The sequence below is a fragment of the Ruminococcus sp. AM31-15AC genome (assembly GCF_003462045.1).
Lineage (GTDB): Bacteria > Bacillota > Clostridia > Oscillospirales > Ruminococcaceae > Hominimerdicola > Hominimerdicola aceti.
Genome location: NZ_QTYG01000011.1, coordinates 25,143 through 50,856, shown reverse-complemented (window position 1 = coordinate 50,856; position 25,714 = coordinate 25,143). Strand labels below are relative to the sequence as shown.

Here is a 25,714-nt window from a genome sequence, read left to right as displayed (position 1 = left end):
AAATTTTGTCTTTTGCTCAGAATGTGAGCGTGTATGTTTTACCTGTTTCCGTGTCAAACTCTGCTGCGCCGTCTGTGTACAAGGTCTGTACCTCGCTGCTTGCAGTGTGTACCTTTACACTGTCACACACTATCCTGCATTTCTTTCCGCACTTTGAGTGAATGTGGCAGGCTGTTATCTTTGAGTCTTTCCACTCAAGGTCGATAACAAAGCCGCCTCTTGCACAAAGTCCTTTGAAGCTGCCCTCCGACCATTCTTTCGGCAGTGCAGGCAGGAGAATTATCTCGCCGTCCTCGCTTTGCAAAAGTGCCTCCGTGATACCGGCTGTGCCGCCGAAGTTTCCGTCTATCTGGAAAGGAGGGTGCATATCAAACATATTCTCGCTTGTGGAGTTTGAAAGAAGTGCTATAACATTTTCGTATACCTTTTCACCGTCAAAAAGTCTTGCCCAGTGGTTTATTATCCATGCCCTCGACCAGCCTGTGTGTCCGCCGCCATGTGAAAGACGTCTTTCAAGGGTAGCCCTTGCGGCTTTGGCAAGCTCAGGGGTCTTTCGCATTGTTATGATGTCAGCAGGATAGAGTGCGAAAAGCTGTGAGATGTGTCTGTGACCGGGCTCGACCTCGTCATAGTCCTCTGCCCATTCCATTATCTGACCGTATTTGCCTATCTCAGGTGCAGGAAGTCTGTCTCTTGCTTCAAGGACTTTCTTTCTGAAACCTCCGTCAGTTTCAAGTATCTTTGAAGCTTCCGCAACGGCTGTGAAAAGCTCATAGATTATCTGGCTGTCCATAGACGGCCCTATGCAGACAGAGCCTTTTGAGCCTGAGGCTGTGAGATAAGTATTCTCAGGGGAAACTGACGGGCAGGTAACAAGTCTGCCCTTTTTGTCTTCGATAAGGAAGTCAAGGAAAAATTCTGCCGCTTCTTTCAGGGTGTCATATTTCTCGCTGAGAAACTCTCTGTCCTGAACATAGAGATAATGCTCCCATATGTGCAGGCAGAGCCATGCCGCACCCATTGGCCACTGTGTTCCAGGTATCCACAAGTCCTGCGGTGCGGTGTCGCCCCATAGGTCGGTGTTATGGTGACAGACAAAGCCACGGCAGCCATACATATCCCTTGCGGTCTTTCTGCCGTTTGGACGGAGCTTCTCGATATGGTCGATAAGAGGCATATGAAGCTCTGAGAGATTACAGTTCTCTGCACACCAATAGTTCATTTCGGTATTGATATTTATTGTGAATTTACAGCCCCAAGCAGGCCACATATCCTTGTTCCAAATGCCTTGGAGATTTGTAGGCAGGGTCTTTTCTCGGCTGCCTGCAATAAGAAGATATCTGCCGAAGTTGTGATACATTTCAATAAGCTTGTTGTCGGGATTACCCTCTTTCACAAGTGCAAGTCTTTCGTCTGTAGGCAGGGTGGAATTACCTGAGCTGTTGTCGCAAAGGGAGATATTCGCACGGTCATAGTATGACTTGTAGTCTGCGATATGGTCAGCTTTAAGCTGTGCGTAACTTTTCTCTTCGGCTCTTTCAACGTCAAAGACAGCCTGTCCCTTGTAATCCTCACAGCGGTAGCTTGTCTGTGCACCAAGGAGGATAGTCACCTCGTCGCAGTCCTCGCAGGTTATGAAGCTTCCATATGGGTAGACCTTTCCGCCCTTGTGGAGTACCTTTATATAAGCGGCAAAGTTTATGCCATCCTCAGAACCGCATCCGCCGTAAAAGAGGATATCGTTGTCATGAACGGGCGAGTTATCGTCAAAATAATCATCTCTGCCGTCAATGCGTACACGGACGCTTATCGCCTTTTTCTCGGAAGCTGTTATGTGCATAACAAGCACTTGATCGGGCTGTGAGATGAACATTTCTCTTGTGTAGTCAACGCCGTTTATGGCATATTCTGTGGTGCAGACAGCGGTGTTAAGGTCAAGGCTTCTGCTCTTGAAGTCACATTCGCTCTCTTTATAATGTATAACGTTCATGTCGCCCAGTGGCATATAGTGCCTTTGATTTACAGGCGTGCCGCAGAAAGCGTCATAGATTATTTTTTCAGCCTCGCTTATTTTTTCCTCAAAAAGCAGTTTCCTGACTTTTTCAAGATTAGGCAGTGCGGACTTATTATTTCTTTTACGGAAGCCGCCTGACCAGACGGAGTCCTCGTTGAGCTGAATCCTCTCTTCAAGTGGCTGAGAGAACACCATTGCGCCTATCCTGCCGTTTCCAAGGGGCAGTGCTTTGTTCCAATCGTCTGCAGGGGTCTTATACCAAAGAAGTGCGGAAGTATCCATAGCTATTCCTTTCAATATCTGTATATATCTGTATTTTAATATGGTTGTAGGTTACAATCCCTTATATTATAGCATATTTTGTTTTGGTTGACAAGGGGGAGGGGACTTGTGAGATGCTAGGAAAATTATTGACATGAAAGAGAGTTTGTGATACAATAAAGGCATATAACAAAAGGGGGAGAGCATATGGCTGTAGATAAGGCGGACTGGCACTGGGACGATACTGAAAAGCTGTATAGGAAAACAAATAATGTGAAGGGTGAGCTTACCGAAGAACAGCAGGAAGAAATATGGCTGTTGGCGTCAAATCATATAGGATTATTTTTAAGGTGGCTTATTGACAGGGGTTTTAACGAGCTTATTGATGAAAGTGACGAGGAATCCTGTGTGCAGGTCCGTGAGGGCAAAATGAGCGGTGCGGAATATCTTATGCACATATTGGACGGTGCATTTTGTGAGAATGATATAAAACCCAATGTCCGTGACTTTGCGGTAAATTATTACGATAAGCAGTATTTTAATGATTATGGTAAGACTTGTCCTGCTAAAGATCTGTGTGTGCCGTGCTATAGCTTTATATCAGGTGACGATGACTACAACGCCCTGAGACCTCTTATAGACGAAGCATACGAAGAATATTGTCGTGAGAAATAACCAAAACCAGTGTAAGCCCACAGCAGGCTTTCACTGGTTTTGTTTATCATTTATAAAAAGTTTAACAATATTTTATACGCTGTTTTTATGTGCGGATTTTTTCTGCAATGCTCCGAAAAGCGTCAAAAATCTCTTCTCCCGAACGTCCTAAGGCTCTTATGGCTATGCCACGTTCCGTGTGAGTGGCGCAAAGCTGTGCGCAGTCAGGGTCGCCTGTGTAGTCGGCTTGGTAAATGCTTTCAAGCGTGGACTTATCAGGGGTGTAGATATACATAAATCCCGTGTGGGTGAAGCCCTCGAAAAAGCCTTTTTGCCGTATGGGCAGTGCGGCGGGGTCGATAAGAGTGTTGTCAATAAAATCCGCTCTGCCGTCAATTGCTATCTCGGTGCGTGAGCGAAAGCGCTTCAAGCCGAACTCCTCCCCCATTGCAGTTCTGCCACAGCAGTATATCTCAGAGAAAATAAGCTCAGAGCTTTCTGTGATGTTCACCTTGCCCATAGAGATATGCTCACAGCCTGTGAAAGTCATTATAGGGTGGGGCATATAGCAAAGCCTTGCGTTTTTGCGCACAACAAGCTTTATGCTCTGTTTTGATACGCCGCCGTTTGTGTTGAAAAGCTTTTGATAGCCCTGATCTGTGAAAATGACCTTGCAGTTTTCCCCCACAAAAAGCTTTATCTCGTTTTCGTCACCTGCCAATACTCCTGCTGAGCCGCACATTGAGATATATTTCGCCCAGCCTTTATGGTCATAAAATGGTGAATACACCTTGAAAGGGGGAGCAAAATATAAGTCCTCAGTAACGGTCTTTTGTCCGTCAAAGGCTGTTGACAGGCTTAGTCTGCCGTTCATTTCAGATCCTCAAAAAGCACTGATTTTTTTATCCAGTCTATGACCTGAGAAACGCCCTCACGGCTCATGAGATTTGTGAAAAGAAACGGTCTGTCGCCCCTCATGCGCTTTGAGTCGGAAGCCATTACTTCAAGGGAAGCTCCAACAAGTGGCGCAAGGTCTGTCTTGTTGATAACAAGCAGATCGGAACGTGTCACGCCAGGGCCGCCTTTTCTTGGTATCTTTTCACCCTGTGCAACGTCGATAACATAGATAGAAGCGTCTGCAAGGTCAGGGGAGAATGTGGCGGATAGATTGTCGCCGCCGCTTTCAATGAAAACGATCTGCGTGTCAGGGTGCTTTTTCACCATTTCGTCAACGGCTTCCAGGTTCATTGAGCAGTCTTCTCTTATGGCAGTGTGAGGACAGCCGCCTGTTTCAACACCAACTATCCTGTCAGCAGGCAGGCATGAGTTTTTTGTAAGAAATTCTGCGTCCTCTTTGGTGTAGATATCGTTTGTTACAACGCATATGGAATATTCTTTTGACATTTCTCTTGTAAGGCGTTCGATAAGTGCGGTTTTTCCCGATCCCACAGGTCCGCCTACGCCTATTTTTACATAGCTCATTTTTGGTACTCCTTATTATATTATATAAATCATAGCTTATGACATATACTGTCTTGAATACAGCCGTTCGTGCTGCATTGCACGCAGGTCAAAGCCTGCACCGCTTATGCCGATATCGTTTATATCAGTGAAAAGGGCTTTTTCTGAAGCGGAGGATATAAGCTCAAAACTCTCTCCGAGAATTTTCTGCCCTGCAAGCTGACTAAGAGGTACAAGCTTCACGCAGTTTGTGACTATGGCGGAGCATATGGAATAGCCGTATACCGCAAGCCCCTCTGAAAGCTCGATGCCATTGTCACGCATATAAAGCCCATAGGCGATGCACTGATGACCCTTGCATTTGCCCTGCTCCGTCAGGCTTTTATAAAGCCCCGTAAAGCTATCCTGACCCTTATCACATATTTTGAAAAAACGCCTTGTGACCTTTTCTGAGCCGCTTCGTATCTCAAATGGTGTTTTCACCGCAGAGTATATCTCATCAAGACGGCAAAGCTCCTTTTCGTCAGCATTGTATGCCGCTGCCGCTGCACCAAGTTCATTGTAGGGCAGCACTGAGATGTAAGAATGGAGATATTCCTCAAGTCCTTTTGGCGAAGTGATGATATCATGCTGAACGTAGGTTTCAAGCCCGTTTGAAAGCGTGAACGCACCCACTGGGAAAAGGCTGTCGCATATTTGCAGAATGTGCATAAGTCCTGCGGTATCGGTCATTTTTTATCAGCTCCGTTTAGTGAGAATGTTCGTGGTGATGATGTTCCCCATGCTCATGGGAGTGGCTGTGTGAGTGCCCGTGAGCTTTGCAGACGATAAAATCGTCAAATCTGCCTATGATGTTCTCGCACTCAAAGCCGAGGTTTTTCAGGTGCTTTTCTGTAGGCTCGTCATGTGGGATAAGCACGTTGTCGTCAGATATTTTAAGTGACAAATGCCTGTTGCCTATCTCAAAGCAAAGCCTGCCCATTTCCTGCATAGTGTGAACGTTTATCTTGATAAGTGGACAGCTTGTGAGCTTCACTGCTACGCAAAGCTTATCGTCAAGATAGATGATATCCCCGTCCTTTAGGTTTTCGTCAATGGCAATGCCTATGTCACGTCCTCCTGCGGTGGTTTTTCTTATGCGCTTTTTCTCGGCTTCAAACCAATCAAGCTCAACTGTGTCTACTTCTACAGAGGGGGTGCTTTCAGAGAGATTGCCTAATATTTTTTCTGCTATCATTTTTGTTTCCTCGCTTTAGAACATAAAGTAACGCTGTGCCAATGCAAGCTCGTCAAAAGGCTCGCAGGTAATAACTTCGCCGTCAACTGTGACAGTGTAGGTCTCAGGGTCTACTCTTATATCACCGCAGACGTTGTTGTATACCATATCAGCCTTTGAGATGTTTCGGCAGTTCTTCACAGGAAGCACCTGCCTTTTAAGACCAAGCTTCTCTTTTATGCCGTCCTCGTAGGCGTATTTTGATACGAACGTGATACAGGTGCTTGAAAGGGCAAGCCCGTGACCACCGAACATTTCTGTGTAACACACAGGCTGAGGGGTAGGGATAGAAGCGTTTGCATCGCCCATTTTTGATGCGAAAATAAATCCGCCCTTTATTATCATATCAGGCTTTGCACCGAAAAATGCAGGATTCCAAAGAACAAGGTCTGCCACCTTGCCAACTTCCACTGATCCTACATATTCTGATACGCCGTGGGTTATAGCAGGGTTGATAGTGTATTTTGAAATGTAGCGTTTTATTCTGAAATTGTCGTTTCGCTGGCTGTCATCTGGGAGTGCGCCACGCTGTTTCTTCATTTTGTCAGCTGTCTGCCATGTTCGTGTGATGACTTCGCCTACACGTCCCATTGCCTGAGAGTCGGAACTCATCATTGAGAATATGCCCATATCGTGCAAAACGTCCTCTGCGGCGATAGTTTCAGGACGTATCCTTGAATCCGCAAAAGCAATGTCCTCCGGTACGTTCTTGTCAAGGTGATGACACACCATGAGCATATCCAGATGTTCGTCAAGAGTGTTTGCGGTGTAAGGCATTGTAGGGTTCGTTGAGGAAGGGAGAACATTCGGGAACGCTGCTGCTCTGATAATGTCAGGAGCGTGTCCGCCGCCTGCACCCTCGGTGTGATAAGTGTGGATAGTCCTGCCCTTGAAAGCATTGACGGTATCTTCAACAAATCCGCCCTCGTTAAGAGTGTCGGTGTGGATAGCCGCCTGAACGTCATACATATCCGCAACAGTAAGTGCGTGGTCGATAACGTCAGGGGTAGAGCCCCAGTCCTCGTGTATCTTCAAGCCTATACAGCCTGCCTTTATCTGCTCCTCAAGAGTTGTGATGTCGCTTGAATTTCCCTTGCAGAGATAGCCGAAATTCATTGGCAGGTCTTCGGAGGCTTCCAACATTCTGTGGATATTGAACTCACCGGGTGTACAGGTGGTGGCGTTGGTGCCGTCGGCAGGACCTGTACCGCCGCCTATCATGGTGGTGATTCCGCTGTAAAGGGCTGTTCTCACCTGAGTTGGAGAGATAAAATGAATGTGCGTGTCAAGTCCGCCGGCGGTGAGGATAAGTCCCTCGCCTGCGATAGCTTCCGTGGAAGCGCCTATTATCATGTTTTTGTCAACGCCATTCATGATGTCGGGGTTGCCTGCTTTGCCTATTCCTGCTATCCTGCCGTCCTTTATGCCAACGTCAGCCTTTATGATGCCTGTGCTGTCGATGATAAGAGCGTTTGTGATAACAGTGTCAAGGCACTCCTTGTCAGTGGCTTTGCAGGATTGCCCCATGCCGTCACGGAGAGATTTTCCTCCACCGAACTTTGCTTCATCGCCATGAACTGTCAAATCTTTTTCCACTTCTGCAATAAGAGAAGTGTCGCCCAAGCGCACCCTGTCGCCAACTGTCGGACCATACATATCGCAGTAAGCTTTTCTCGATATCTCGATCATTTCCTACACCCCCTTGAAGCCAAGCTTTTTAGCCTTTTCAAAGGCTGCCTGCTTGATGTTCTCGTCGTCCATTTTTCCGTTTACAAGACCATTCAGACCATAGCCTATGCGGTCGCCGCCGATAGGTATAAGACGGACGTTTTTTTTCTCTCCCGGCTCAAATCTTACCGCTGTGCCTGCGGGGATATCAAGTCGCATACCATAAGCCGCCTTGCGGTCAAACTCCAAAGCCTTGTTTACCTCAAAAAAGTGGAAGTGGGAGCCTGTCTGGATAGGTCTGTCCCCTGTGTTTGAAACTGTAAGCTCAATGCTTTCTGTTCCCTCGTTGAGCTTGACAGTGCCTTCCTCAACGATAAATTCCCCTGGGTGAAGCTTGCTTGCACCCTTGATAGGGTCATGTACTGTCACAAGCTTTGTGCCGTCGGGCATTGTGGATTCTATTTGTATTTCGTGTATCATTTCAGGAACGCCGTCCATGACGTCATCAGCGGTAAGAAGCTTTGTGCCGTATTGCATAAGCTCAGCGGCTGACGCTCCTGCTCTTGCTTTTTCCATTACTTCCATGCTTATGTATGCCACAGCTTCAGGGTAGTTGAGCTTTAATCCCTTTGCTTTGCGGTCACGGGCAAGCATGCCCGCATAATGGAGCATAAGCTTATCCTGCTCTCTTGGAACAAGTCGCATTATTATTCCTCCTATTTATATAGTATAGTGTATCTACTGCTTTTTCTCTGAAAGGGCTTTTCTTACTACTCCCTCAGGGTCGCTTATGAGCATGGTGCCGAGCCATACGACGGTGCCGAGTGCAACAACGCAGATCCCTAAAAAGCTGTCGTTTATCATGTCTGCGGTGGCAGGTGTGAAATATCCTGCGCCCTGCTCTTTGTATTCAAAAAGTGCGTCGACCAGCCACATTATAGATGCGCCCCAGTACATATAGCACATCAGTCCCACTTTAAGCTTTCTGGCTTTTGGTGATGTGTACCATACTATGGTAATGATAACGGCTGCTATGAGAGTGATAAGAAGTGTCATACGGCGTCACCGCCCAGCTTTGCAGTCTCTTTTGGCTTACGTTTCAGTATCTTGTCAGACACCACAGTCAGCACAGCCCATACCGCTGTCACAAGAACAGCCATTGATGTTCCGACAGTCGCCATTTCGTGGAATGCTACTGCCATTTCCGAAGGGTCGTTAGCCGCTGTCAGGAATGGGAAGAACGGAGATATCTCGCCATGCCACAGATGCTCAAATGCCAAAAGTCCTGAGCCACCCCACAGAAAGCCTGAGAGCCTTGTTATCTTTTTAGAAAGAGGAAGCTTGTCCTCCGAAAGAGCTTTGACCTTTGTCTGCTCCTCTGCCTTTGCCTCGTGAGACTTTACTGCCTTTGCCACAATAGTTGTAACGATCGCTTCTGTTGCCGGTACTAAAAAACAAGCCATAATAAAACTTCCTTTCAAAATTGTTTTCTGAGTTTGACCTAGTGATAATAAAAAAACAACGCCCTTATAAACCGACAGGCATTGCCGTATCGGTTATAAGAGCGTCATTGCTTTGATTATCAGTATAGCACAGAGCTTTTTATTTGGCAATAGTGTTAATGAAAAATTCTTATTTTATTCAGTTTTGAATAAAAAATAGATGTGAACAAAATGAAAGTCTTATATATGAATGTTGCATTATTGTCATTTGTAGATTTGCACAAAGAAACTATTCAAAAATGAATAGCTTCGACTTTGACATGGACGAAATGACGCAAATACGCTATATAAGTGATAACAAAGCTTATTCCAAAGTGAATAATTTTCAGAAAAATTGAAAAATAGCTCTTGACAACTTGCAGGAATGGTGATATAATTCTGCACATAGAGCAATTCAGAAATGACTTGAACGGTCATGCGGATATGTTCCTCAGTGATTTTGAAAGGAAAGTGACCTCAAATGATCAACAACAATTGTCAGCCACCGAGTGCCTCAGGCTCTCCTCGTTTTTGTAATATGGGTAATTTCATGAGGCTTCCTCACGCGACCTCAGCAGAGGGGTTGGATTTCGCTATCGTTGGTATCCCGTTCGATACCGCCGCTTCTTTCAGAGCAGGCGCAAGATTTGGTCCTAACGGTGTAAGAAACATCTCGGCAATGATAAAGCCTAACAATGTTGCAATGGGCGTCAACATTATGGATTCACTCAAGGGTGCAGACCTTGGCGACGTTCCTGTGATCCCTGATTATATCCACGAAACATATGCAGCTATCGAGCAGACCTTGGACAGTGTTCTCGAATGTGGTGCAGTTCCAATAAGCATTGGCGGCGACCACGCTATCACCCTTGGCGAACTTAGAGCTGTCGCAAAGAAGCATGGAAAGGTAAGCCTTGTGCATTTTGATTCACACCTTGACCTGTGCGACACGGTTTTCGGTCAGAAATACAATCACGGCACACCATTCAGAAGAGCAATGGAGGAGGGTCTTATTGATCCTGAGAAGTCGGTTCAGATCGGCATGAGAGGTTCTCTTTACGATCCTGACGATTTCAAGATCGCCGCAGACCTTGGCTTCACGGTTATCCCAGGGGACAAGCTCCACACATATTCTCCTGAAGATCTTCTCAAGGTCATAAAGGAAAAGGTTGGCGACAACAAGGTGTTCCTTACGTTCGATATCGACTTTGTTGACCCGGCTTATGCACCAGGTACAGGTACTCCTGAGGTGGGAGGATTTACTTCATTTGAAACACTTCAATATATAAGAGCGCTGAAAGATCTGAACTTCACAGGCTTTGATGTAGTAGAAGTTGCTCCTCCATATGACCACTCAGAGATAACAGCTTATATGGGCGCAAATATCATTTTTGAGTTCATGTCTATCCTTGCTTATCAGAAAAAGATCGGCAAGAGAAAATAAAGATAGAAAAATAATTCACTCTCCAATAAATATAATATCAAACGCAACGGAGCGTTGACGGCGGCATTAAGGTGTCGGACTTGTCAGCGCTCCGAATTATTTAGAAAAGTAAGTGAAAGGTTGGAATCAGTTATGAAAAGCGGAAGAAGATTTGGAATGTTAAGAAAAGTTTGTGCAGTGGCAGTGGCTTCGGTACTTGCGGCAGGATGTCTTACAGCCTGCGGAAGCAGCAAGAACACAGGTCCGCTCACACTGGACCAGATCAAGGAAAACGGTAAGCTCACAGTTGCGACAGAAGCCGCTTATGAGCCTTTTGAATACATGGACGGCGATAAGATCATAGGCTACAACGCAGACCTCTTCGCAAAAATTTGCGACGATCTGGGGGTAGAGCTTGATTATATCGACCTGCCGTTCCAAGGAATACTTGCAGGACTTGAAGCAAAGAAATACGACGTTGTTGGAGCAACACTTGGTGTAACGGCTGAGCGTGCAGGCAAGTATACGATGACTTATCCTATCCAGAACGGAACTACAGTTTTCGTAAAGAGAAAGGGCGATGACAGCATCAAGTCTATCGAGGATATGTCAGGCAAAAAGGTCGGCACACAGACTTCTTGCTACAATGAGGACGATACAAAGAAATTCAACGAGAAGCTAAAGTCAGAGGGCAAGGACGGCTATGCTGAACTGCTCAAATACGACTCATTCCCTGAGGCTTTTGCAGAGCTTAAGAACGGCAAGATAGACCTTGTTGCTCAGAACTATGCAAGCTGCGCCGCAGTTGTAATGAAGAATCCTGACGATTATGAGATAGTGGCTGACGATTCAGGCAAGGCTGAAATGGTCGGTACAGACACTTGGGTATCATGGGCTGTTCGTAAGGAAGACACAGAGCTTTCTGACTATATCAACTCTGAGATACACAAGTTCAAAGAGGACGGAACTCTTGCAGAGCTTCAGAAGAAATGGTTCGGTGAAGCCGTTGACCTGCCTGAGAGCGATTATATCCCTGCCGAGTAAAAAGCACTTTTGAAAGGAGGAAATGCTCCGTCACAAACGGCGGAGCATTATATATCAATGGAGAATTTCAACATAGTATGGCATTATAAAGACCTGCTGCTGAAAGGTCTTGGCTATACAGTATTCGTATCCGTTGCAGCGATACTTATAGCGCTTTGCGTTGGTATGCTGCTTTCGGTGATGAGAATGGGCGGCGATTCGCTTCCTTCAAGGATACTGAAAAAAATAGTCGCAGTTTATATAAGCTTTGTCCGTGGCACGCCTGTGCTGGTGCAGATATACATTATATATCAGGCGCTTGCAGTAATGGGTCTGAACCTTTCAAACCTGGCGTCGGGCATAATCGCTCTTAGCCTTAACAGCGGCGGATTTATCGCAGAAATAATCCGTGGCGGACTTACGGCTGTGCCAAAGGGTCAGACGGAGGCGGCGAGAGCCTTGGGTATGAGTGAGCCAAAGATACTGATGAGGATAGTTTTCCCACAGGTATTCAAGGTAGCTTTGCCGCAGCTGACAAGCGAGTTCATAAACGTTATAAAGGTGTCGCCGATGCTTTCTGTGTTGGCAATCGTAGAGCTTACAAGAACGGCTCAGCGTCTTGTAACGCAGACATACATAAACCTGCCTTTCTATATGCTATCGCAGTTATGTATTTTGTTATCTGCGCAGGACTTGAAGAGCTTGTAAAGCTTCAGAAAAAAAGACTTGAAAGAAGATAAGGAGGCGCAGATATATGAATGAATTTATGCACGTTGCGGAAATAGCGCTTCCGCTGCTTTTGCAGGGTCTTGGAACAACGGCGGCAATATCGGTGCTGTCTATCCTTATTGCAATGGTGTTAGGCTCGGCTGTAGGCTATATGTGTCTTTCAAAAAACAAGGCTGTTGAGCTTATCGCAAGGGCGTTTATAAAGATATTCAGATGCACCCCTTTTATGGTGCAGGTATATCTTGCGTATTACGGACTCCCTGCTCTTGGTCTGAACGTTTCAGCGTTCTCAACAGGCGTTATAATTCTTGGAATGTACACAGCGGCTTATACCGCAGTTATCCTTGAAAGCGGCGTCAGCGCTATCCCAAAGGGACAGTTTGAAGCTTCATATGCAATGGGAATGTCAAGATTTAAAACAATGGTGAGAATAATTTTCCCTCAGACTTTGAAAATAATCGTTCCGTCACTGACAGGACAGTTTGTTCAGACTGTTAAGGACTCATCTATCCTTTCTATCATCACAGTTGCAGAAATGACAATGATGACAAAAGAGGCTATTGGTATAACTTTCAGCCCTCTGATAGTTTATATCTGTGCAGGCGTTCTTTACTGGGCGCTGAACCTTGTTATCGAGTTCGCATCAAGATGTATAGAAAAGCACAACAACCGTGTTGCTATCTGACGAAAAAGGAGTGTAAAATACAATGGCTGAAAGCAGAAAGCCTGTTATATCGGTTCGCGATCTGGCAAAGAATTACGGGGAACTTAAGGTCCTCAGAAAAATAGATATGGATATTTACAAGGGCGAGGTGGTAAGCGTTATCGGCCCCAGCGGTTCTGGCAAAAGCACTTTTCTCAGATGCCTGAACTATCTCGAAGAGCTGACATCAGGCGAGATAGATATAGGCGGAGTTTCCCTAAAGGGCATCGACGAGGACAAGCACAACAAAAAGCTCAACGAAAAAGCTGCAAAGGTCATAAGAAAGAACGTTGGAATGGTGTTCCAGCAGTTCAACCTTTGGCCGCACAAAACAGTGCTTGAAAACGTCATGGAGTGTCCTGTTCAGGTTAAAAAGGCTAACAAGGAAGAAACGAAGAAGAAAGCCATGGAGCTTCTTGCGAGAGTTGGAATGGACGGCAAGGCAGACGCTTATCCTACTCAGCTTTCAGGCGGTCAGCAGCAGCGTGTGGCTATTGCGAGGACCCTTGCAATGGAGCCTGAGGTCATACTCTTTGACGAGCCGACTTCCGCCCTTGACCCTGAGTTCGTTGGCGAAGTTCTGAACGTTATGAAAGACCTGGCTCAGGCAGGGATGACAATGATAGTTGTCACACACGAAATGGGCTTTGCGGCAGAGGTAGCAAACAGAGTCTGCTTTATGGACGGCGGCTATGTTATCGAGGACGGCACCCCTGAGGAAGTGTTCAAGCACCCTAAGAGCGACCGTGCAAAGCAGTTCTTCTCAAAGATACTTAATGTGTAAACTATAAAGCCGCAGAAAGGAGTGCAGATAAATGGATTATGAGCAGCTAGGGCACATTCTCGAAAGTATCCACCCAGGAGTGACTATTGCCGACAGCAGCGGAGTGTTCAGATTTGTTTCAGACTCCTATCTCAGCGGCAGAAGCGTAAAAGGCTCTGACATAATAGGTAAATTCGCAGGCTCAGAGGAAATGATGAAGATGTTTTCCCCTTGCGTGACGCAAATGGTTTTTGAAAGCCACAAGCGTGTCACAACAGTGCAAAAAGGCGTTGACAATGACGAAACTTTTGTCACCGGTATACCGGTATTCAAGGACGGAGAGCTTGAGATGATAATAAGCTATTCCTCTTGGGAGATAACGGGATTTGACGACTTGCGGGAGCGTTACAATGTTTTGCAGTATCAGAACAAGAAGCTTCTTGATGAAATAGAGCTTATGACGGGACGTGACGGCGGACAGCGTTATATCGCCCAAAGCAGCCGTTCAAGAGACGCAAGGCGGCTTGCAGGAGTTTTCTGTGACGCAGGCTGTCCGTGTTACATCTATGGTCCCACAGGAAGCGGCAAAAGCTATCTTGCTTCCACTATATACGGCAAAAAAGGAACACTTTACACCTATGACTGCGCACCTGTCGGGGAAGAAGTCATAGAAAAGGAGCTTCTTGGAGAGGGGTCGATGATATCGCCGCTTTCGGGCATTTACGCTGTGATAATAAAGCATATAGACAGGCTGTCGCCTAGGCTTCAAAGGGCAGTCCTTGAAAAATGCGCAAAAGCAGGCATTGTGCCTGTGGGGCTTTCTGAACACTCAGTGGAGGAGCTTAAAGGCGCTGACAAGCTGTCGGAGGAGTTTATAAGCGAGTTCGAACCTTATCAGGTACAGATGTATTCTCTTGGCGAGCGTGCGGAGGATCTTAAAAGCTTTATCGACTATTATCTCGGCTCGGCAAACAAGAAATACTCACGGAGCGTTGAGTTCACGCCTCGTGCCATGGGCTGTTTGTTGGGATATGATTGGAAAGAAAATATCGACGAGGTGCATAGGACTATCGAGCGTATCGTTCTTACTACCGAGAAGAAAAAGGTGGACGTTTTCGATTTGCCTGACAGGATAACAGGCGGTTCGTCTGAGGTATTTGCACAGAATGCTTCCCTAAAGGATATGCTTGAATTTTACGAAAGCGGACTTGTGATGAGAGCCTATGAAAAATACAGAACATCTGTGGCTGTGGCACAGAAGCTTGGCATAAGTCAGGCGACGGCGGTGCGGAAGATACACAAATATGCAGGCAGGGACGTTGAATGAATGAGCGTTTTGATGTTATCGTTACGATACTTGAACTTATCGGCACTGCGGCGTTTGCGGCAAGCGGTGCGCTGACAGCGATAAAAAGGCGTTTTGACCTTTTCGGCGTTATAATAATAGGAGTGACAACGGCTGTGGGCGGTGGGATAATGCGTGATGTCGTCATCGGAAGTCACCCTGTGGCGGCGTTTCGTGACCCCCTTGCGATGAGTGCGGCGGCTTTGATATCGGTGCTTGTGTTTGCTGCCTTGGCTGTAAAAGGCGACCTGGGGGGCAAGGCATTGAAGCTTTATGATACTGCAATGCTCATGCTTGATACTATAGGGCTTGGCATTTTCACTGTTACAGGTATAACAGCGGCAATGAGGAGCGGCGTGTCAGACAACACTTTTTTGCTTGTGTTTTCGGGAGTTATAACAGGCGTTGGGGGCGGAGTTCTCAGGGATATTTTCGTGAACAAGAAGCCTGAGATATTTGTGGGCAACATTTATGCCTGCGCTTCTGCCACAGGTGCAGCGGCTTTTCTGCTTTGCTATGGCATGATGTCGTTCATGCCTGCCTGCATGGTGAGCCTTGTGGTGACGTTTTCCCTAAGGCTCATGTCGGTGAAATTCGGTTGGAATTTGCCGAAGATCCAGATAAAAGCCGGACAGGAGCGGAGGATAGCCGCCACGGAAGAAAATCTCATAAATAAAAAAGGAGCATAGACTATGAAAAAGTTTATTATTACCATAAGCCGTGAGTTCGGCTGCAACGCAAGAGAGGTCGCAAGAAAGGCGGCGGCTGAGCTTGGCGTGGAGTTTTATGACAAGGATCTTGTAGATATGGCGGCAGAGCGTGCAGGCATAAGCCGTGACTCGTTTCTTGACAGTGAGGAAATGCTTGACAAAAACGCTGACCGCCTGCTGAAGTCATTCGGCTACGGCTCATCAACGCAGTTTTATTCCGACAAGGCTGTAAAAGCGCAGGTGGATATCATCAGAGATCTTGCAAACAAGCGTGTATCCGCCATATTCTTCGGCAGATGTGCAGACTATGTTCTCAGAGAATATCCAAATCACATGAACGTTTTTCTCTATGCGCCTTTGGAAGCAGGATAAAGCATATGTGTGAAACTTATGACCTTTCATGGCCGGAGGCTGACAAGCTCATAAAGCGTGTTGACCGCCAGCGCCACAACTATTATAAATACGTCACAGGCAAAAATCGTGGTGACCGTGACAACAAACATCTTATGATTGACGTAAGCGAATACGGCACTGATCTCACTGCCGAAATGATATGTTTCGCTGCAAGAAAGATGTTCAAGGACTAAGCTTTCTACTGATTACCAAATCTTCATTTGTGGGGTGCTTCTGCTTTGGAGCACCCCGCTTTCTCATATTTGTGAATATGAACAAAATGCAGGATATAAAATCACTTTATTCATACAACATTTTCTGTAAGTTTAAAAGACAGCTTGCGTTAATAAAAAGTTTATATATAAAATATAAAATGACTGATTTTCAGTATTGCAGTTGTAGTTGCTACAGGATATATCATAGGTATAACGAAAGAAAAGTTTCGTGGAGTAAATTATTTTTGAAAAGCAAAATGAAAGTCAAACAAGAAAATCCTGCAAAGTGCAGCTGTAAATATAGGAGGAATGTAAAGTGAAAAGGTTCAGGTTTATAATCAAACGGCTGCTTTCAATGATAGTCATAATGTTTTTGGTATCCTTTCTGGTGTTTGTTGTTCTGAGAATGTCAGACGCAGACCCTCTTACAGTAATGATAGGGAACAATCAATCCACTCCTGAGCTTAGGCAGGCTCTTACAGAAAAATATCACCTTGACGACCCTGTTCACATACAGTATCTCAGGTGGATAAAGGGAGTTCTTTCAGGCGACTTCGGCACAGACTATGTTGACGGTCAGGACGTAAAAGGTCTTATAATGTCAAGGCTTCCAATAACATTTGGACTTGTGATAATGAGCTCCGTCATAGGCTCAGTGATAGCTGTTATAATGGGAGTTGCAGCGGCACTGAGAAAAGGCAGACCCTCAGACGCAGCAATTTCAGGACTTATGCTTGTGCTTTCAGGTGCGCCGTCATTTTTGGTAAGCATACTGATACTTATTTTCATGACAAAGTACGTTCCCGGATATTCGTTTATCGGAACATATACAAATTTCGGAGAGTTCTTACAGCGTATAACGATACCGAGCCTGATAATGGCGCTGACGTTCGTTGCGATGCTTGGACGTATCACACGAAGCAACATGATAAATCAGCTCCAGTCCCCTTATATCGCAACAGCGGCTGCAAAGGGATTAAAGCAAAGCAGCATAACCTACAAGCACGCTTTTCACAATGCCGTTATTCCTGTTATAACAGTTGCAGGATATATGATAGCAGGCTCTATAGGCTCGACAGTAATAGTTGAGCAGGTCTTTTCTCTTCCCGGTATAGGCGGTCTGCTCATATCGGCGATAGAGGAAAACAATTTTCCTATAGTTCAGATACTTGTGCTTTTCATGCTTGGAGCTTATCTTGTAATGAGTTTTGTTATCGACATACTTTATACCGTTCTTGATCCGAGAGTTGATCTTAAATAAGGTGGGATTTTTAATGAAGAAGAAAAATAAAGCAGGAACGTTTTTCACACCTGTTGTGGCGGTGACGGGAATATTCCTTGCGGTCATAGTTTTCGTATCGCTTTTTGCAAGCGTTATCGCACCGTATGACCCTCTTGCCACAGACGTGAATGCCATATATGCTCCAGCCTTTTCTGAGGGACACATTTTCGGAACTGACGGACTTGGCAGAGATCTTTTTTCAAGGCTCATATGCAGTGCAAGAACTTCCATTCTGAATGCCTTTCTTATAGTTGCCATAGAGGTAGTAATAGGTGTTCCTCTTGGACTTATCTGCGGATACTACAGAGGTCCTCTTGACAGTATCGTAATGAGGGTGTGGGACGTTATAAGTGCAATACCGCCACTTCTTCTTTCCTTTATCCTTATTGCGGTAATGGGAAAGGGCATGATGACAGGTATCATCGCCATAGGCATTTCTTATATCCCTCTTACAACAAAGACCGCAAGATCAATGATAATGACAGAGAAAAAGGCGGTGTATGTTGAAGCCTGCAAATCAATGGGCTTTTCAGACGCAAGGATAATTTTCGTGCATATCCTGCCGAACATCATCACACCTATGATATCGCAGTTCACACTTGATATCGGTACGGCTATCACATCAATGGCGACTCTGAGCTTTCTGGGACTTGGCGTTCAGGCTCCGAATGCCGACTGGGGAACGCTTCTTCGTGACGGTATGGGCAACCTTTATAATAGTTCGGCACTGCTTTTTATACCTGCAATATGCGTAATACTTGTAACAGTATCCATAAACCTTTTCAGCGACGGTGTTCAGAACTATCTCGACCCGTCATCAAGAAAGCTTCCGTCATTCAAGAAATACGAAAAGAAACACGGCATAAAAAAGCTTTCAGCAGTTAAGGCAAACGGGGAGGCGTAAAAGATGAAAAAAGGAAACGTTCTTGAAATAAAAGACCTTTCTGTAGACTTTATGACAGTTAGAGGTATCGTATACGCCGTTCAGGGCGTTGACCTTGAAGTGAAGCAAGGGGAGATACACGGTATCGTAGGCGAGAGCGGCTGCGGAAAAAGCGTAACATCAAAGTCGGTCATAAGACTTCATAACGAGGAAACAACAAGATATGCAGGAGATATCTATATAAGAGATGACAGCGGCGAGAAAGACGTTCTTGCAATGAACAAAAAACAGCTCCGTGATTTCAGGGGCAGCACAGCCGCAATGATATTCCAAGACCCTATGACTTCCCTTGACCCTATCATGAAAGCAGGCGAGCAGATAGCAGAAATGCTCAGGCGAAGAAAAACTTAAATCGCCGTGAAGCAAGAGAAAAGGTCATCGAGATGTTTGAAAAGATAGGTATAACACCTGCTGAGAAAAGATACGAGCAGTATCCGTTTGAAATGAGCGGAGGAATGTTACAGAGAATAATGATAGCAATGGCGCTTATATGCGAGCCGAAGCTTCTTATTGCAGACGAACCTACCACGGCGCTTGATGTTACTATCCAGGCGCAGATACTAAAGCTTATAAAAAAGCTCCAGCAGGAAAGCGGAACGTCGGTAATATTCATCACTCACAACCTTGGTGTTGTGGCTGAGATTTGCGACAGCGTAACTGTAATGTATGCAGGAAAGGCTGTTGAAACCGCAAGCGTTGTGGATATTTTCGACCACCCTGCTCACCCATACACAAAGGCGCTCCTTGAAAGCAATCCAAGAGAGAGCGACACAGAAAAAAGAATGAAAAGCATACCCGGCAGTCCTCCGCTTCTGTATGAAAAGTTCAAGGGCTGTGCCTTTGCACCAAGATGTAAGTATGCTGACGATAAATGCAGAAGCTGTGTGCCTGTTACAGAAAATGTGTCTGAGGGACACAGCACAGCTTGCTTCAAGTGGCGGGAGGTGACATCACAATGAGCAAAGAAAAAGACAGACAGCCTTTTATAAGCGTCAGAGATCTGAAAAAGTATTTCTGCCTTGACAATTACAAGCTTGCAAAGGCAAAGACGAGATATATCCACGCCGTTGATGATGTTAGCTTTGATATCTACAAAGGCGAGATATTCGGCATAATAGGCGAGAGCGGCTCGGGCAAATCAACCATAGGAAGATGCGTTCTGAAGCTTATCGACGTTGATTCAGGCGAGATATATTTTGACGGCAAAAACATAACTCATGTGAGCCGCAAGGAACAGCAGGAGCTGCGTTCAAGAATGCAAATGGTCTTTCAAAACCCTCTTGCTTCCTTTGACCCGAAAAAGACTATACGCTTTAGCCTTGAAGAATCTGCAAAGGTGCATAAGATAAAGCCTGAGGTCTACAAGGCGAGGATAAAACAGCTTATGGAGTATATAGCGCTTCCGGAGGACTTGCTCACAAGATATCCTAAAGACCTTTCGGGCGGTCAGCTCCAAAGGCTTGCAATAGCAAGGGCGCTTATGCTGGAGCCTGATTTCATTCTTGCAGACGAGCCTGTTTCGGCACTTGACGTTTCTGTACAGGCGCAGATATTGAATCTTATGCTCGACCTGAAAGAGGATAAAGGGCAGACGATACTTTTTATCTCCCATGATCTGAACGTTGTCCGTCACGTTTGCGACAGGATAGCGGTGGTATATCTGGGAGCGGTAATGGAAATGGGTACGGTGGAGCAGATCTATAACAGCGTTGCTCACCCTTACACTCAGGCACTTATTTCAGCGAAGCCAAAGGAACACCCTCTTGAAAATAAGAAGCATATCCTGCTGGAGGGAGATATACCGAACGCAGTGGATATCCCCGAGGGCTGTCGCTTTGCAGGCAGGTGCAGATATTTCAAAGAGGGCTTGTGCGACAACCGCACGCCAAAGCTCAAAGACATTGGAAACGGGCATTACGTTGCCTGTCATTTCCCACTAGGCATTGACCGCAGCAAGACTGCTTCGGATATGTAATAAATCTTTTGAAGAAAGGAAAGCTATCATGAAAAAATTTTCACGCAAGATCGCGGCCGCTGCTGCATTGGCAATAACAGTTTCAAGCTGTATGACAGGCTGCTTCAACAACACAGGTTCCGGTTCAGGCTCAGGTTCTTCAGGAGGAAATTCAGAGACAGTTCTCAGGGTAGGCTATACTCAGGAGCCGTCATCATTTGACCCTGCCGACTTCACTATCGTGGCGGCAACTCTCACAGGTTATGACTGCTATGACACGCTTCTTAACTTCTCACATGACGGCACAAAAGTTGAGCCTGCCCTTGCAGAATCTTGGGAGCAGGTTGACGATACTACATACACATACAAGATAAGACAGGGAGTAAAGTTCTCAGACGGCAATGAAATGACAATGGACGATGTGCTTTATTCTCTTAACAGAGTAACAGAAGACAACTATTATATGAGCTATCTTTTTGCAAACGTTGACAGCTTTGAAGCCGACAACGATACTTGGACGCTTACAGTTCATCTTAAGCAGCCTGACTCATCGTGGCAGTATGTTCCTGCAACATCAGCCTGCACTATAGTCGAGAAGTCTGTAACAGAGGAGCAAGGCGACAAGTACGGCACTGCTGACGGAAAGACTGTCGGCACAGGTCCTTACAAGCTTTCTTCATGGTCATCAGGAAGCGAGATAGTTCTTGAAAAGAACGAAAACTGGTGGGGCGACCCTGATACTCTCGATATCGACAAGGTAGAATATTACGTTATCGAGGACGAAAGCGCATTAGCACTTGCGGCAAAGGGCGGACAGATAGACTTTGTCGAAGGTATGTCAAACAGCGTTATGTCTGTATATCAGAGCTGTCAGAACTTCAATATCCTCTCATGCGAGGGAACGACTTCAAACTATATCGCATTCAACACAGCTTCAAAGCCGTTTGATGACGAGTGGGCAAGAAAGGCTGTTGCATATTGTATCGACCGTTCCCAGATAACAACAACTATCGGCGGTGATTATGCAAAGCAGTCGGCTGTTGTTCCAATGAGCGAATCCATGATGTATATGGATAAGGATAAGTGGGATTCAACTATTGCCGAAAGCGATGTTTATACTCAGGATTATGACAAGGTAAAGGAATGTCTTGCAAAGTCAAAGTATCCTGACGGCTTTGAGTTTGATTTCTATACGACTTCACAGACGCAGAAGCAGGCTGAGCTTCTCAAGTCAATGGTAGACGCAAGCGGCTCTATCACAATGAATCTTGTGGAAGTGCCTGACAGCGATATCTTCAGCTATATGTTCGGCTACAAGACAAAGGATAACGGCGAGAGATATTACAACGCAGTCGGCACATACATGATGTCAGACTTCCTTGATCCCATGGGAATGTTAAAGACATTATATGCAGGCTCTAACGCTTGCGAGGGCGGAACGAATGAAACACTTTGGACAAGCACAGAAGCAGACGGACTTCTTGACAAAGCGGCTCAGACAACAGACGACGCTGAGAAAATGGGTTACTATACTGACGCATATAAGATATTTGCTGACCAGTGCCCTTACCTTGGACTTTACACATCATCTGATGTTTACGCAGTAAGCGACAAGTTCACATATGACCCAAGCCCGATGTTCTGGTATAACTTCAGTTACGCAGACGTTCATGTGGCAAAATAAGAAATAATATGAAAAAGGAAGTGCGATAATGTATTCATCTCTGGATACCGTGTGGGTTCTTCTCTGCACAGCTTTGATATTCTTTATGCAGGCAGGCTTTGCAATGCTGGAAACAGGCTTCACCAGAGCAAAAAATGCAGGCAACATAATAATGAAAAACCTTATGGATTACTGCATAGGCTCTGTTCTTTTCTGGGTTATCGGCTTCAGCTTTTTGTATGGCGACTCCATAGGAGGATTTATCGGAACGCCAAGCCTGTTCGCAGCAGGAAAGTTTGCAGCCGCAGGAGATCTGCCTAAGCGAGTGTTCCTTATGTTCGCAACTGTCTTTTGTTCAACTGCCACGACTATAGTTTCAGGAGCAATGGCAGGCAGAACAAAGTTCAAGGCCTATCTTACATATTCGGCTGTTATGAGCGGAATAGTTTATCCGATAACAGGTCACTGGATATGGAACAGTGCAGGCTGGCTCAAAAGTATAGGCTTCCACGATTTCGCAGGCGGAACTGCCGTTCACGTTGTTGGCGGAACTACTGCACTTATAGGTGCGCTGCTTGTGGGAGCAAGGATAGGCAAGTTTGATAAAAACGGCAAGGCGAGAGCCATACCGGGACATAATCTCACTATCGGAGCTTTGGGCATATTCATTCTGTGGATAGGCTGGTTCGGATTTAACGGTGGTTCGCTTCTCACCGCTCAGGGCGACAATGCGGCGGCAAAGCTTGGGGATATCTTCTTTAACACAAACATATCTGCGGCGGCTTGCGCAATAGCTGCAATGTTCATCACTTGGGTGCGCTACGGCAAGCCTGACGTGACAATGACCCTTAACGGAGCACTTGCAGGACTTGTGGCTTCAACCGCAGGCTGTGACACAGTTTCGGCAGGAGGAGCATTCTTTATCGGCATAACAGCAGGCTTTGTAATGGTGTTTGGTGTTGAGCTTATAACAAAGCTAAAGGCTGACGATCCTGTGGGTGCGGTAAGCGTTCACGGTCTGTGCGGAGCATGGGGAACGCTTATGACGGGCGTTTTCGCAAAGAAAAGCGGTCTTATATATTCAGGCAGCCCGAAGGATCTGCTTATACAGCTTGCAGGCGTGCTTTCAGTGGCGGCATGGACAGCGCTTATTATGGTGATAGTGTTCACAGTGATAAAGAAAACGATGGGTCTGAGAGTTAGCGAGAACACAGAGATAGTTGGTCTTGACAAGTGCGAGCATGGACTTTCAAGCAGCTATGCGGATCTTCTCAACACGGCTCAGTTCATCACCGCTGCCGCTGACGAGCCTTCAAAGGTGAGGGCTATAGACGAAGCCTCAGAGCTTAACGCTTCTGACTACAAGGCGGACGGAAAGATGCACAAGGTGGTCGTTCTTATGAACGTCGCAAAGTTCGAGATGCTGAAAAATGCTTTGGATAAGCTTGATATAACAGGTATGACAGTTACGCAGGTGAGCGGCTGTGGAATACAAAAAGGAAGCACTGAGCTTTACAGAGGCTCTGAGCTTGAATCAAGGCTTCTGCCTAAGATAAAGGTGGAGATAGTTATAAGCACTGTTCCTCTTGGACTTCTTATCGACACTATCAGAAAGGTGCTTTATACGGGCAAGATAGGCGACGGAAAGATATTTGTTTATGACGTTGCAAACGTTGTGAAGATAAGAACAGGGGCAGAGGACGAGCAGGCTCTTGAATAAGCTGCCATAATAATTGGAATGGGGGACAAGATATGACTGATGATATGAAATACACTGTGTTTTATACAGACGAAAACGGACAGCTTGTCCCGAATGGGGAAAAGCTTCTGAGCATAACCGAGATAGCAAAGTATCGAAACATACCTACAGAACGGCTTAGATATTACGATAAGATAGGGCTTTTAAGACCTGACTATGTTGACAAGCTCACAGGGCGGAGGTTTTATTCGGCACAGCAGTGTGAAAAGCTTGGCACTATAAAAGAGCTTCGCAGGCTGAACTTATCACTGAAAGAAATAGAGGACTATTTCAGCGACAGAAACCTTGAAAAGTCCGAGCGTGTTCTCAGACAGCGTTATGAGCTTTTACAGCAGGAGATAGCGGATAAGCTTGAAATAAGCCGTGTGCTGAAAGAAAAGCTTAAATTTATCAGAGAGCTTAACAACACAGATTTCAAGCTTGACGACCCTGTTATAAAGGAGCTTCCTGAACGATATGCTCTCAAAGGGGAGAGCAATAAGTTCAGAACAAATCTCACTGGTATAGAGTTTATGAAGCTTGAGGAGGCTATAGGCGGAACTTCACCTGTGCTTGCTACTGATAAGGTGGCAATGACTATAAAAAACTCAGTCGATCCTGACGATATGGATTCCGAGGTCTGCCCTATGGTGTTCTGCTCGGCAGATCAGGCTGACAAGAAAAGCTTCACAACAGTGGCAGGAGGAAAATACGTTTGCGCTTTTCACAGGAATTGCTACAGCTATTTCGGTGAGCTTATAATGAAAATGCGCTGTCTTGCACAGGAGCATGGCTACACCCTTGGAAGCGTCGGGGTGATGATATACCGTATAGACATAACCCTTACGGACAACAGTGATGAAACTATTGCGGAGCTTCAGTTTCCGCTTATAAAAGAAAGCAGGGAGAAATGATCATGATAGACAGAAATGAACTGCACGCCATGAAAACGGCGGCAAGATTTGATGAATTTGGCAACACAAGATTTCCTACAATGGCAAAGAGAGCCGTTGAGTTTGGATTAGAGCCTGCGGACAGCATTAAAAGCGAGGGCATGAGCTGTTTTGCAAGAACAAATCTCGGCCCTACATACACAAGCCACGAAACTTTTCTCAGAAGTCCTTTCTGCGAGGATATCCATAAGGTGTCGGAATATGACGTTGCAGTGGTGGGTATCCCATATGACAGCGGAGCGTCAAACCGCTCAGGCACAAGACTTGGCCCTGCCGGCATAAGACACGCTTCTTCGCAGATATCCCCTTTCAACCCTGACTATGGCGTTGACCTATACGAAAACATAAAGCTTTGCGACGCAGGAGATATCTACACACTTCCTGCAAATGCCGAAAAGACTTTCGACCAGATAACAAAGGGCATAGGCTATATATTCTCTCAGGGAGTAACGCCTATCGTTCTTGGGGGCGACCACTCTACACTTTCCCTACGCTCAGGGGCATTTCAAAGTATATCGACGGCAATATCGGCGTTATCCATATCGACCGCCACAGCGATTGCGATGCTATCCAAATGGACGAAAAAATGCACGGCACAGAATGGTATCATTCCACTCACCTGCCTAACCTCAGCGCAAAAAATCTTGTGCAGATAGGCATAGGCGGAAACTGCTGCAAGTCATGGTCAAAATTCACCCGTGACAGCGGCTGTACTGCGATCTCAATGGAGGATATAGACAAGTATGGTATCGACAAGGTGGCAGAGCTTGCTCTCGATATTGCATGGAAGGGCTGTAAGGCAGTGTATGTGAGCCTTGATATAGACGTTCTGGAAGCTGCTTTCTGCCCGGGTACTGGCACACCTGATTTTGGCGGTATGCTCCCGAGAGAGCTTTTAAGGCTTCTCAAGCTCGTGACAGCTCCCGGTATCTGTGGAATGGACGTTGTGGAGGTATCTCCTCCCTTTGATGTGAGCGAGATAACTTCACTTGCGGCGTCAAGATGTATAATCAATGTGCTTTGCAATCTTGCGCTGAACAAGTCGCTATATAAACACTGATA

General features: G+C 45.9%; 25 protein-coding genes and 3 pseudogenes. 19 read left to right on the top strand and 9 right to left on the bottom strand.

Features of this window, described 5'->3' with window-relative positions; genetic code table 11:
* Window positions 1–16: 16 nt before the first annotated feature.
* Window positions 17–2,296: a glycoside hydrolase family 95 protein gene (locus DW793_RS04970; RefSeq protein ID WP_118157253.1), complete on the bottom strand. Its 2,280-nt coding sequence runs from the start codon at window positions 2,294–2,296 to the stop codon at window positions 17–19.
* Between the two features lie 186 nt (window positions 2,297–2,482).
* Here DW793_RS04970 and DW793_RS04965 point away from each other — a divergent pair, with 186 nt between their 5' ends.
* Window positions 2,483–2,950, top strand: coding sequence for a DUF7832 domain-containing protein (locus tag DW793_RS04965; RefSeq protein WP_117904871.1), 468 nt, complete (start codon window positions 2,483–2,485; stop codon window positions 2,948–2,950).
* Window positions 2,951–3,035: 85 nt separating this feature from the next.
* On the opposite strand, the gene DW793_RS04960 is transcribed toward DW793_RS04965, so the two are convergent.
* Genes DW793_RS04960 through DW793_RS04925 form a run of 8 tightly spaced genes read right to left on the bottom strand, consistent with a single transcriptional unit; the run spans window position 3,036 to window position 8,797 of the window.
* A complete protein-coding gene (locus tag DW793_RS04960) occupies window positions 3,036–3,803 on the bottom strand; it encodes an urease accessory protein UreD (RefSeq protein WP_118157252.1) in 768 nt (255 codons plus the stop codon).
* A complete protein-coding gene (ureG, locus tag DW793_RS04955) occupies window positions 3,800–4,411 on the bottom strand; it encodes an urease accessory protein UreG (RefSeq protein WP_002851818.1) in 612 nt (203 codons plus the stop codon). The genes DW793_RS04960 and ureG overlap by 4 nt, the downstream gene beginning before the upstream one ends.
* A gap of 36 nt (window positions 4,412–4,447) precedes the next feature.
* Entirely contained in the window at window positions 4,448–5,122 is a 675-nt protein-coding gene (locus tag DW793_RS04950; RefSeq protein WP_118157251.1) for an urease accessory protein UreF, read from the bottom strand.
* A gap of 16 nt (window positions 5,123–5,138) precedes the next feature.
* The gene (locus tag DW793_RS04945; RefSeq protein WP_117864122.1) at window positions 5,139–5,627 is read right to left on the bottom strand and encodes an urease accessory protein UreE; all 489 of its coding nucleotides are present in this window, start codon (window positions 5,625–5,627) and stop codon (window positions 5,139–5,141) included.
* A 15-nt stretch (window positions 5,628–5,642) separates the two neighbouring features.
* Window positions 5,643–7,355: an urease subunit alpha gene (ureC, locus tag DW793_RS04940; protein WP_118157250.1), complete on the bottom strand. Its 1,713-nt coding sequence runs from the start codon at window positions 7,353–7,355 to the stop codon at window positions 5,643–5,645.
* Between the two features lie 3 nt (window positions 7,356–7,358).
* The gene (ureA, locus tag DW793_RS04935; RefSeq protein WP_118157249.1) at window positions 7,359–8,039 is read right to left on the bottom strand and encodes an urease subunit gamma; all 681 of its coding nucleotides are present in this window, start codon (window positions 8,037–8,039) and stop codon (window positions 7,359–7,361) included.
* 33 nt (window positions 8,040–8,072) lie between these two features.
* Window positions 8,073–8,390 carry a hypothetical protein gene (locus DW793_RS04930; RefSeq protein ID WP_118157248.1) on the bottom strand — a complete coding sequence of 106 codons (318 nt, stop codon included), beginning with the start codon at window positions 8,388–8,390 and terminating at the stop codon, window positions 8,073–8,075.
* Entirely contained in the window at window positions 8,387–8,797 is a 411-nt protein-coding gene (locus DW793_RS04925) for a hypothetical protein (protein ID WP_117877690.1), read from the bottom strand. The genes DW793_RS04930 and DW793_RS04925 overlap by 4 nt, the downstream gene beginning before the upstream one ends.
* A 499-nt stretch (window positions 8,798–9,296) precedes the next feature.
* Between DW793_RS04925 and speB (DW793_RS04920) the strand changes: the two genes are divergently transcribed.
* From speB (DW793_RS04920) to speB (DW793_RS15190), 18 genes and pseudogenes are all read left to right on the top strand, one after another.
* Window positions 9,297–10,259 carry an agmatinase gene (speB, locus tag DW793_RS04920; protein ID WP_181988293.1) on the top strand — a complete coding sequence of 321 codons (963 nt, stop codon included), beginning with the start codon at window positions 9,297–9,299 and terminating at the stop codon, window positions 10,257–10,259.
* A gap of 156 nt (window positions 10,260–10,415) precedes the next feature.
* The gene (locus tag DW793_RS04915; RefSeq protein WP_181981528.1) at window positions 10,416–11,282 is read left to right on the top strand and encodes a transporter substrate-binding domain-containing protein; all 867 of its coding nucleotides are present in this window, start codon (window positions 10,416–10,418) and stop codon (window positions 11,280–11,282) included.
* Window positions 11,283–11,339: 57 nt separating this feature from the next.
* Window positions 11,340–11,969, top strand: coding sequence for an amino acid ABC transporter permease (locus DW793_RS04910; RefSeq protein ID WP_118157247.1), 630 nt, complete (start codon window positions 11,340–11,342; stop codon window positions 11,967–11,969).
* Window positions 11,970–12,015: 46 nt separating this feature from the next.
* A complete protein-coding gene (locus DW793_RS04905; RefSeq protein ID WP_051706754.1) occupies window positions 12,016–12,675 on the top strand; it encodes an amino acid ABC transporter permease in 660 nt (219 codons plus the stop codon).
* Between the two features lie 22 nt (window positions 12,676–12,697).
* Window positions 12,698–13,477: an amino acid ABC transporter ATP-binding protein gene (locus tag DW793_RS04900; RefSeq protein ID WP_118157246.1), complete on the top strand. Its 780-nt coding sequence runs from the start codon at window positions 12,698–12,700 to the stop codon at window positions 13,475–13,477.
* Between the two features lie 31 nt (window positions 13,478–13,508).
* Complete coding sequence (locus tag DW793_RS04895; protein ID WP_118157245.1) at window positions 13,509–14,783, top strand: sigma 54-interacting transcriptional regulator; 1,275 nt, start codon at window positions 13,509–13,511, stop codon at window positions 14,781–14,783.
* Window positions 14,780–15,490, top strand: coding sequence for a trimeric intracellular cation channel family protein (locus DW793_RS04890; RefSeq protein ID WP_118157244.1), 711 nt, complete (start codon window positions 14,780–14,782; stop codon window positions 15,488–15,490). Before DW793_RS04895 ends, DW793_RS04890 begins: the two co-directional genes overlap by 4 nt.
* 3 nt (window positions 15,491–15,493) lie before the next feature.
* Window positions 15,494–16,098, top strand: a pseudogene (locus DW793_RS15865) (cytidylate kinase-like family protein).
* Window positions 16,099–16,435: 337 nt separating this feature from the next.
* A complete protein-coding gene (locus DW793_RS04875; RefSeq protein WP_118157241.1) occupies window positions 16,436–17,380 on the top strand; it encodes an ABC transporter permease in 945 nt (314 codons plus the stop codon).
* 13 nt (window positions 17,381–17,393) lie between these two features.
* Window positions 17,394–18,305 carry an ABC transporter permease gene (locus tag DW793_RS04870; RefSeq protein ID WP_117864141.1) on the top strand — a complete coding sequence of 304 codons (912 nt, stop codon included), beginning with the start codon at window positions 17,394–17,396 and terminating at the stop codon, window positions 18,303–18,305.
* Window positions 18,306–18,308: 3 nt separating this feature from the next.
* Entirely contained in the window at window positions 18,309–18,695 is a 387-nt protein-coding gene (locus DW793_RS15200; RefSeq protein ID WP_252969672.1) for an ATP-binding cassette domain-containing protein, read from the top strand.
* Between the two features lie 11 nt (window positions 18,696–18,706).
* Window positions 18,707–18,919 (top strand): annotated as a pseudogene (locus DW793_RS15860) (ATP-binding cassette domain-containing protein); the annotation flags it as partial.
* Window positions 18,920–19,006: 87 nt separating this feature from the next.
* Complete coding sequence (locus DW793_RS15855; RefSeq protein WP_390624634.1) at window positions 19,007–19,303, top strand: oligopeptide/dipeptide ABC transporter ATP-binding protein; 297 nt, start codon at window positions 19,007–19,009, stop codon at window positions 19,301–19,303.
* Entirely contained in the window at window positions 19,300–20,319 is a 1,020-nt protein-coding gene (locus tag DW793_RS04860) for an ABC transporter ATP-binding protein (RefSeq protein ID WP_118157240.1), read from the top strand. Before DW793_RS15855 ends, DW793_RS04860 begins: the two co-directional genes overlap by 4 nt.
* 28 nt (window positions 20,320–20,347) lie before the next feature.
* Window positions 20,348–21,982 carry an ABC transporter substrate-binding protein gene (locus DW793_RS04855; RefSeq protein WP_118157239.1) on the top strand — a complete coding sequence of 545 codons (1,635 nt, stop codon included), beginning with the start codon at window positions 20,348–20,350 and terminating at the stop codon, window positions 21,980–21,982.
* Window positions 21,983–22,010: 28 nt separating this feature from the next.
* Window positions 22,011–23,681: an ammonium transporter gene (locus DW793_RS04850; RefSeq protein WP_046441119.1), complete on the top strand. Its 1,671-nt coding sequence runs from the start codon at window positions 22,011–22,013 to the stop codon at window positions 23,679–23,681.
* A gap of 32 nt (window positions 23,682–23,713) precedes the next feature.
* Complete coding sequence (locus DW793_RS04845) at window positions 23,714–24,613, top strand: MerR family transcriptional regulator (RefSeq protein WP_118157238.1); 900 nt, start codon at window positions 23,714–23,716, stop codon at window positions 24,611–24,613.
* A pseudogene (gene speB / locus DW793_RS15190) lies at window positions 24,610–25,712 on the top strand (agmatinase). The gene DW793_RS04845 and the pseudogene speB (DW793_RS15190) overlap by 4 nt, the downstream one beginning before the upstream one ends.
* Window positions 25,713–25,714: the final 2 nt, after the last annotated feature.